The organism is Hyphomicrobium sp. (assembly GCF_009026145.1).
Lineage (GTDB): Bacteria > Pseudomonadota > Alphaproteobacteria > Rhizobiales > Hyphomicrobiaceae > Hyphomicrobium_A.
The window spans coordinates 1-8,637 of the sequence record NZ_WBUE01000051.1; the positions used below are offsets into that span (position 1 = coordinate 1).

The 8,637-nt window shown below is 63.2% G+C and carries 9 protein-coding genes and 2 pseudogenes; 3 read left to right on the forward strand and 8 right to left on the reverse strand.

Annotated features, from left to right (window positions below):
- Nucleotides 1-721 precede the first annotated feature (721 nt).
- The 3 genes from F9K20_RS20875 to F9K20_RS20885 all read right to left on the reverse strand — a co-directional run bounded on the left by F9K20_RS20875 (nucleotide 722) and on the right by F9K20_RS20885 (nucleotide 3,382).
- Nucleotides 722-1,891 carry an alpha/beta fold hydrolase gene (locus F9K20_RS20875; RefSeq protein ID WP_291006633.1) on the reverse strand — a complete coding sequence of 390 codons (1,170 nt, stop codon included), beginning with the start codon at nucleotides 1,889-1,891 and terminating at the stop codon, nucleotides 722-724.
- 74 nt (nucleotides 1,892-1,965) lie between these two features.
- Nucleotides 1,966-2,670: a TetR/AcrR family transcriptional regulator gene (locus F9K20_RS20880; protein WP_291006635.1), complete on the reverse strand. Its 705-nt coding sequence runs from the start codon at nucleotides 2,668-2,670 to the stop codon at nucleotides 1,966-1,968.
- 325 nt (nucleotides 2,671-2,995) lie between these two features.
- Entirely contained in the window at nucleotides 2,996-3,382 is a 387-nt protein-coding gene (locus tag F9K20_RS20885; protein WP_291006637.1) for a hypothetical protein, read from the reverse strand.
- A 210-nt stretch (nucleotides 3,383-3,592) separates the two neighbouring features.
- Here F9K20_RS20885 and F9K20_RS20890 point away from each other — a divergent pair, with 210 nt between their 5' ends.
- Nucleotides 3,593-4,045 (forward strand): Rrf2 family transcriptional regulator, encoded by a 453-nt coding sequence (locus F9K20_RS20890; protein WP_291006640.1) that lies wholly within the window; start codon nucleotides 3,593-3,595, stop codon nucleotides 4,043-4,045.
- The gene (locus tag F9K20_RS20895) at nucleotides 4,042-4,467 is read left to right on the forward strand and encodes a hypothetical protein (protein ID WP_291006642.1); all 426 of its coding nucleotides are present in this window, start codon (nucleotides 4,042-4,044) and stop codon (nucleotides 4,465-4,467) included. Before F9K20_RS20890 ends, F9K20_RS20895 begins: the two co-directional genes overlap by 4 nt.
- A gap of 22 nt (nucleotides 4,468-4,489) precedes the next feature.
- On the opposite strand, the gene F9K20_RS20900 is transcribed toward F9K20_RS20895, so the two are convergent.
- From F9K20_RS20900 to F9K20_RS20920, 5 genes and pseudogenes are all read right to left on the reverse strand, one after another.
- Nucleotides 4,490-5,632, reverse strand: a complete 1,143-nt coding sequence (locus F9K20_RS20900) for a hypothetical protein (RefSeq protein WP_291006645.1) — start codon at nucleotides 5,630-5,632, stop codon at nucleotides 4,490-4,492.
- Nucleotides 5,598-5,846, reverse strand: coding sequence for a DUF2249 domain-containing protein (locus tag F9K20_RS20905; RefSeq protein ID WP_291006647.1), 249 nt, complete (start codon nucleotides 5,844-5,846; stop codon nucleotides 5,598-5,600). The genes F9K20_RS20900 and F9K20_RS20905 overlap by 35 nt, the downstream gene beginning before the upstream one ends.
- Nucleotides 5,847-5,904: 58 nt before the next feature.
- Nucleotides 5,905-6,204: a metal-sulfur cluster assembly factor gene (locus F9K20_RS20910; RefSeq protein ID WP_291006649.1), complete on the reverse strand. Its 300-nt coding sequence runs from the start codon at nucleotides 6,202-6,204 to the stop codon at nucleotides 5,905-5,907.
- 125 nt (nucleotides 6,205-6,329) lie between these two features.
- Nucleotides 6,330-6,650: pseudogene (gene fdxA / locus F9K20_RS20915) on the reverse strand (ferredoxin FdxA); the annotation flags it as partial.
- 244 nt (nucleotides 6,651-6,894) lie between these two features.
- Nucleotides 6,895-8,025, reverse strand: coding sequence for a sigma-54-dependent Fis family transcriptional regulator (locus tag F9K20_RS20920; protein ID WP_291006652.1), 1,131 nt, complete (start codon nucleotides 8,023-8,025; stop codon nucleotides 6,895-6,897).
- A gap of 486 nt (nucleotides 8,026-8,511) precedes the next feature.
- Between F9K20_RS20920 and F9K20_RS20925 the strand changes: the two are divergent.
- Nucleotides 8,512-8,637, forward strand: a pseudogene (locus F9K20_RS20925) ((2Fe-2S)-binding protein); the annotation flags it as partial.

Consider the following 8,637-nt stretch of genomic DNA (forward strand, 5'->3'; position numbering starts at 1 on the left):
TCGATCGCCACCATGCGCCGACGCATCGAAGTCGAACTCGCCCGACGCCTGCCTCGCTGCCCATGTTGCGCAACGCCGCTCGCAAGACAAAGATGGCGAGGACAAACGTGACACAGTACGACTAACCTGCCGGCGCTGCGGGCCGGTGTATTTTGCGGGCTTAGCGATGCGCCACAGACGAGAGTTGTGAAGCACCCGGAACGCTGGGCGAGGCGCAGAAGCAGCCAGGGGGCTTGCCGCCGCACTGAGCTACGCGAGTGCAGCACTCGCCCCCACTTTGCGTCTTGCAGCAACAGAGAACATCCGCGATCTTCCACTTATTGGAGATCGACCTTTCCTGCAGTGGCGAGGGGCGCTCGGTAGAGAGCGCTGTCGCAATCTCTCCGGTGCAGCTTGGCTCGGCTTTCGCGGACAAGAAGGCTCCAAAGATCAATGCGAATGCGATCACAATGGTTCTCGCCATGGGACGTCCCCTTGGCCTTTTCACACGCCACTCCGCCTGGTCAGAAACTATGTGACGCCAGTCAGGAACAAATGAGGCGCGATACGCCAATGCACGCCAATGTTCCACCGGTAAATGCCAGTCGCACCGTCGGGCCCTGCCGACTCATCCGATCGAAATCCTATGCGCCGCTGGTTGGCGGAGTCTGACGCCGGCCAGGCAGAGCCCGAGACAAAGGCGTCGAAGCTGGGGAGGCTTGCGGGGTGCGCCGTCGCGGATTTACTGCTGTCGCGGCGGTACGGTGCCCAACTTCTCCTCCAGCCAGTCGAAAACCTGCGGCCACACGACCGCGCCGTACTCCACAGCGCAATGGCCGGAGGTGCCGAGCCGCCAGACCTCGCCTTTCGGAGCCGAGCGCTGCACCAGGTCCATATCCTCCGGCGGAGCGAAGGGATCGCGGCCGCCATTGACGGAAAGGATAGGGATATCGATACGGCGGCCCTCGCCAACCACTCCGAGGCGGACGAGATCGAAACGCTCGGCCTGCCCGGCCTGCTCCTGGCCAGGAACCAGTCCTCTGGCACGGGCTGCCGCGCGCAAGGTGGCGCCCTCTGGTGAAGCCATAACCCGCGAGATGACCCCTGCCGGAGCGTTGAAGATCCGCTGGATCGGTCCACAGAAATTGACCGCCGCCTTCACGCGCGGCTCGGTAGCGGCCACGCGCACCGCATAGTGGCCTCCAAAGCTGACTCCGACCATGCCGACGCGAGTGAAGTCGAAACGGCCGCTCTGCTCCAGGTGATCGAGCACGTGCCGGTGCAGCTTTCCCTGGTCAAGCCCCGCGGTCCACGCTGCGCTCTCGCCAGTGCCCGGCAGGTCGAAGGCGGCAACGGCGATCCCGCGCCTGATCAGCAGCTCGATCAACGAGTGGTAGCCGGCCTTCCACCAGTCGACACCGCCGTTCCAAAGCACGATCGGCGGCTTTGTCACGCCCGGCGGTACATGGAGATGCACGACGATGCGGGAGTGCTCGAGGGGAAGTGCAACCACCTCCAACTTGTGTTCGAAGAAGCGACTGGCACTGACGTAGGTCGAAAGATGCTTTGCGTATGATGCCTTCTGCTCCGGTGAGGCGTTGTCGGGAAAGTACCCGAGCGCGTAATAGAGGGAGGCTTTGAGATAGGCGCTGCGCGCGCGCACGCCATCGCCGCGACGAGCCGCATCGTCACCCCGCGCCTCGAAGTGCGAAGCCACCTGCATCCATTCGTAACTCCACGAACCCGGCGTACTGCCGGTGAGGCGGCTGATCCGCGCGTAGGTGCTCTCGATGAGCTCGCGATTGCCCTCGCCTGTCGCCCATTGCAGGGTGCGCCGCTCAGGGACAACGAGACGCCCGTCGTCCATGATCGCCTGCGCCCGTGCGAAGGCAGGGCCCATGATGACGCTCATCGCAGCACAGCCAACGATTGCAAAGCCGGCTCGCGTGCGCCTGGGCGCGGGCCTCAAGGGCTCGGGATGCATCGCTACTGTCTCCTTCTGCGAGGGCTCTTTATGATATGGGTGCGAGGGCACTTATCAGCGATCGGGGTTGCAAGCACGCCGTGCATGACCAGATCGACAACAGCGTCAACAACCTGCTCATCGCTTGCCTTGTCGCGGTCGAAGGCACCGATGAAGCCCTGCGCCTGGGCGACGTGGACGCAAAGTGCCTGGACCATGCGGCCGGCAAGAACGGGCGATACGGCGCGGAACTCGCCGCGCGTCACACCGCGCTCGACGATGGCCGAGATTGAGCGGCGCGTACGCAGGACCACTTCGTCCATGTACATACGCAGCAGATCAGGAAAGCTTCCGAGCTCGGACGAGGCCAGCCGCGCAAGACGCGCGTTTGCCGGATCTCGCATTGCCTCCCAGAGGCGCCGCATGAACGTTGCGAGCAGCTCCGCCGTAGGGCCCTGATAGTCACGCACGAACTGCTCGCCTGACGCAACTGCGGCGCCGACCCCCGCCCGCACCACCTCGCGAAAGAGCGTCTCCTTCGAGTCGAAGTAGAGGTAGATGGTTCCCTTGGTGACCCCGGCACGTTGGGCCACGTCCTCGAGCCTTGCGCCCGCAAAGCCGCGCTCGCCGAAGACCTCCAGCGCCGCGCTCAGAAGTTCGTCCGGCCTGGCGTCGGCCCGCCGGTGCCAGCGGGGCGGGACCTTGTCTCCTCGCGGTCGCGTCGACATCGATGCACCAATTAATAACTTACTGGATAGTTATTTACATGAGGCTCGTTCCTGCTGTCAACCAGCCATCAGGCGGCATCAGCGCGCAGTCCGCGTGACGGTTCCACGGCGCAACCGCCGGGTGATCTGTGCGAACCGCGTTTGGACATCGACCATCGGGACGCGCATGGTGCGCTACGACAGTCGTACTTGCCGAGCGACGCCCCGGCTCGATCTCCATGATCAGGATTGATGCGACGACGTCGTCACCGCGAGCAGCGCTGCGATCGCGTCCGTCACGCTCACGCGCCAGGCGCCAACCCGCACCGGCGTGTCCATCCGCTCATCATCCGATATAGGCGGCGAACAAATCGACCTGTAGGAAGGCCAGGATGAGGATGGTGTTGGCCGCCCAGGCAATGGTAAGCCCGCGCGCCAGCGCACCCCACGGGGAGTTTGCGGCGCAGCGCCAGATCGCCACAAGAATCCAGACCGTGTAGGCTGCAAGGACAATCAAGAGCATCTGCTGCATGGCCACGCGCTTCTCATCCATTGCAATAAGATAAAGGAACGCCAGGACTGCGCTCGCAAGCACACCGTAGCCCCAGAACACCTTCCACAACGGCTCCTCTCCATGCCAGGCTCGCAATTCCGTCGCAAAGCACGCCCGCAGAAAGCCGCCACCGGTTTCCCGATCATCACTCCTAGATAGATGTCGCCATGGATCTGCCATTCCGGCTCCTCCATCAGCGGTCACGGTCCCCGTTCAGAAAAGACGCACGTTCAGGCCGTACATTGATCGAAATCAAGGGAGCCAGGCACTGCTCTGTTGTCGCCCGCGCGGCACCCGTTGCGCAAGGGGCAGTCTGCTATAATAATATATTCTAGAGATATCTTATATGATAACAATGGCTCGCCTCGATGCCGTTGCGGACTCTGACGCATGCGCCTGACCATCTTCACGGACTATTGCCTTCGCGCGCTCATCTATGTTGCCCTGAAGGGCGGCGAGATCGCCACCATCGACGAGATAGCGGAGCGTCACAGGATCAACCGGAACCACTTGGTGAAAGTGGTCTTCCGCCTTGGCCAGCTCGGCTATCTCGACACCATGCGCGGCAAGGGGGGTGGGGTCCGGCTGGCCAAAGACCCCGCGAAGATCAACCTTGGCAGGCTCGTGCGCGAGACGGAGGATGACTTGGCGCTCGTCGAGTGTTTTCAGGATCGGAACTGCCTGTGCGTCATTGAGCCGGCCTGCGTGTTGCGGAAGGCACTTCACCAAGCCCTCGAGGCCTTCTTCAGCACGCTCGACGGCTACACCATCGCCGATCTTCTGAAACCGAGCCGCAATCTCGCCCGGCTCCTCGCTCTGCCGCAGCCGGGAGATCGGCCATGACTGGAACGAGTGCGATCCGCCCACGCTGGGCCGCGCCGGCGGCATGGAGCGCCATCCTCTTTGGCGTTGCCACCATCCTTGTCGGCGGCAAGACCTTGATCGCCGATCCGGCTTCCGCCGACGACATCGTACCCTTCGTGCTCTGGTTCAACTTCATTGCCGGCTTCGCCTACGTGACCGCCGGGTACGGCATCCTTGTGTGGAAGCGTTGGGCAGCATGGCTATCAGCGGTCATCGCCGCGGCAACGCTGGCGGCGTTTGTCGCATTCGGCATCCATGTCGCCGTGGGCGGCTCGTTCGCGGCCAGGACGGTCGGAGCGATGATGCTTCGCAGCCTCGTATGGACCGTGATCGCCGTCGCAACCTGCCGCGCCCTCGGATGCGTCCCACGCGAGGCAGCCCATCCATCAAGGTTGGGCTGATCCAAAAGCGGACCGTGGTCGATCATCGCACGGGCTGCCGCCTTGCCCGCGATGCCACGATCAAGGTACCCGCATAGCCCGCCAGCGCTACCATCGTCAGCGGCCCCGTGCCGGCACGCAAGTCTGTCCAGGCAAGGAGGTCGCCCGCAACGCGCAGCAGCACAGAGACGTGCAGAAGCGCGAGGGGCGCATAGGCAAAGCCACTGAACCCCACGCGCAGTCCCGTCACCGCCGGCAGGATGATGGGGGCATGCCCGAAGATCATCGAGAAGATGAAGCCGATAGCGATCGCATGCACGGCCGCGTCGTAGGTGAAGGCCGCCGTTCCCGGTGGCGCCAGGAGCAGCAGCAAGCCGGCGGCCCCCAGCCAGACATAGCCGGAGATCATGCAGGTTGCCGAAAACCGGGTCTGCCCCAGTTGCCGCACCGTTCTCAACGCAACATCATGCTTGAGGAGCCACAATGTCGCGCCAATGAGCCCCATGCCGCTGAAGAGAGCAGGATTGCCGGCGAGTTCGCGGCGCGCGGCCCCAATCAGGATCAACGCGGCCGCGCAAGCAAACGTGACCTGGCTCAGGCGCGGGGGCGACAGAAGCCGGCTCAGCTCGAGCCGTTCGGCTGCGACGGTGAGGACGAGAAACGCGAGCCACCATCCGGTCAACTCGGCTGTATTCCATCCCAGGATCCAGGCGGCGGTTCCGATGGCCCAGCAAGCTGCCGCGACCGCGAGCGCCACGCTGAAGAGTGCAGGTTGGCGCACCACCACCACCATCGAATTGATCGTGAGGGCAAGCCCTGCCAGGAGAAAGCCTGCAGCAGCGAGCGGCGGAACGCCGGCAAGAAGTGCCAGCGCTCCGAGGCCAGACAGCGCGGGCGCCGCGTACGCCCACCATCGCCCGATTGCGACCGCGCGCTCGAGGCTGATCACGGTTCCGAGAAAACCGCTGATCATCAGGGCGCCGTGGAATTCGGCCAGCACGGGCATGCCGCCCGGCAGCGCGAGGCCCAGCCGTGCAAGCCCGACCCACAACCCGGTGAGTAGCGCGGCCGCCGCGATGCCGAGAGGAACGAACCGCAGCCGACGCCACTTCAGCCCTGGCGGCGGCGACACCCTGTTGGTGCCGGCCTGCTCACGCTGGCCGGCTGATGGCGACGCGCCAGACATCCGGCCCCTTCTCCAAATAGTCCCACCCGAACGTGCCCGGGTGTTCGGCCTGGAATTGATAGTAGAGCGGCTTCGGGTCGTGGTCGTTGACGAGCATGAAGCCATGCCCGGGCGCGAGCTTCCGGAATGTCTCGAAGATCAGGGCATGCCGCTCACGCGGCATGATCGAGCGCACGTCAATGACCGTATCGATTGAAAGCTGTGCATTGGCCATGGGCACGTTCTCCTTTGTCTGCTGCTGCCCCAGCCAGGCGGCCGCAACTCGAAGCCGCCTAGCTCAACCCAAGCTGGCGCCGGCCTTCCTCGCTCATTCGCTCCGGAGACCACGCGAAATCGCGGACCAGCTCCACATGGATGGACGATGTCTCCGGGAAGGATTCCTGAAGGGCAAGCCTGGCCTCCTCGACCATCGCCTCCCCCAGAGGGCAAGCAGGCGACGTCATTGCCAGGGCAACCTCGATCGCATCGGCAACGCGCTCCGCACGGCAGACGAGCCCAAGGTCGACAACGTCGATACCAAGCTCAGGGTCCATGACCTTCTTCAGCGCGTCCAGGATAGCGTCGTCGCTCATCTGTCGAACCGACCGGGCGGGGCCCTGCTCCCTCTCAACATACCGGTTCACTCGGCACTCTGAGCCGTGCCCGTCCCCGGCCCGACGCCAGAGATCGTCCTTTCCGATCGCGGCTTGGTTCCATGTGGGTTGGGGCTGAAGTGATCGCGCTTATCGGCAATTCCGTCCCATTCCTTTGCGTCGGCAGGAGATGCTCCCTTTGTCGTTATGTTCGGCCATCTGGCTGCGTACTCACGGTTAAGGGTCAGCCACTCCTCCAATCCAGGTGTCGTATCGGGCTTGATGGCCTGGGCCGGGCATTCCGGCTCGCACACCCCGCAATCGATGCATTCGTCGGGGTGTATCACCAGCATGTTCTCACCCGCATAGAAGCAATCTACGGGGCAGACCTCGACGCAGTCCATGTACTTGCACTTGATGCAGTTTTCAGTGACAACGTACGTCATCACATCCCTCCCGCGTGCGAGATCGGCCGCTCGAAACTCTCCAGACGCCCGCCGGCGCTGTGGCAAGCCGCCTGCCGCCGGGCCAGAACATCTATACGAAATCTATCTTATTCCCCACCGCGAAAGCAATATGCAAAATGCATGTTTCGTCCGAAAAGCGTCCCCCGGAAAGAGACTGAAAGGGCAGGCATTCACCGCGTCACTGGCTTAAAGCAGCGAGATCGTCACAGCAGGAACTTTCACTCTACGCCCGCTTGCCTGCGGGCGCAGCTCTGGAATCGCGCTCGCTGCCAAGCAAGCGTCGATAGAGAGTGCTGCGGTGCACCCCAAGCTGTCTCGCAGCCTGGCTGACGTTGCCGCCGCATGCCTCGAGCGCGGCTTTCATGGTCGATATCTCTGCGTCTCTCAGACATTGCGAGCCGGACACACAAAGCTCCTGCCCGTTCTCCGATCCTTGCGTGCAAAGGCCATTGGCATGTCCGCGCGATGGCGGCTTCACAACCGCGAAATAGCGGCTGCCGTCCGCGCCGAAGAGCTCCATAGGGTGGGGCGCTGCCTTTGGTGCGTCGTCGAACAGCTCATCCAGTTGTGCCTCGTCCAGAGCAGCCCAGTCTCTTCGGACAAAAGAAAGCCCTCGGCGGTTGGCGGCGATCAGGCGCTGGGCCTCGTCGAACACGAGTATGCCTTCGCGCGGTGCTCCGATGACTGCTGGGTCGGAGTGGAAACGCAGCACGGTGTAGCCATCAAATACCCGATCAAAAAAGCGATGCTCGATCTGGTCAACGGCCAGGCGGACGAGGCCCAGCGCATGAACGCGCATGACGCTGGCATGCGCCGAAAGGTCGAGCACACCGACGATGACCCCTCGCGGATCGGTAATCGGGACCGCCGCACAGCTCAAGATCTGGTGCAGTTCAAAGAAGTGCTCGGCCCCATGCACAGCAACCGGACGTCGCTCGGCCAGCGCAGCTCCAATCGCGTTGGTGCCAACCAGGCTTTCGTTCCAGCTGACGCCCGGGCGCAGGGCCACCTCGGCTGCTTGTCCCGCGAAGGCAACATCGCCAACCGCATCGAGAACGATGCCTTCCGCATTGGCGAGAATGACGATGCCGCCCGTGTCACGGGCCTCAACATTGAGTGCATCGAATTCGGACCGACACATTCGCCTGAGCCGCTCATGGCGCTCGCAAAGGACATGGAGTTCATGGCCGCTTAGCGGATCGAAGCGCGGCGCACGGCTCTGCTCGAGCCCGATTTCCGCACAGCGCAGCCAGGACCGCAGGATCGGCTGGCCAACTTCCTCGGTTGGCAACTCCCCTTTGCCAAAGAATTTGCCTCGTGCGGACTGGATGAAGACAGAAGAGACTCCCCTCATGCGTCACCTCCCAGGTGTCGCAAATTGCGACACTATGTACTTAGCCGTTGCAAGCTGCGACGATATTGGTGAAAGTCGATTTTGGGTTCGCGAATTTTTCTGTCCTTGGGCTGATTTTGCCGCCGGCGGCCATTGATTGGAAGGCCGACTTGCGGACTAGATGGCGCCGAAGTCGGCAATGATCGACGAAAGGCGCCGAACGTCTCGAGGAATGGCGCCCCGGGAGGAACCATGAACGGGATCCGATTCATCGCTGCTCGAATTGCATTCTGCCCGCCACGCCGACGCAGTTGGGTCGGTGTCGGACGGGCTACTTCCTGATTGCGCGACCGATCGAAGTGAGCGCGGACACGAGTTCCGCCTGCGAGGAGGCAAGACATGTTCTCACTGTTTCGGAAAGGGCAGACGTCGCCAGGCCGGAGCGACGCGCCAACCGCTCTGCCGCGGCAACCGACGGCGGCTGCGAGTGGCAGGACGACCTTGAAGATGACAGTGAACGGGAAGTCTGTTTCGGGTGAGATCGATGCGCGCACGCTGCTGGTGCAGTTCCTGCGCGAGAACCTGCGGCTGACGGGAACGCACGTGGGGTGCGACACCAGCCAGTGCGGGGCC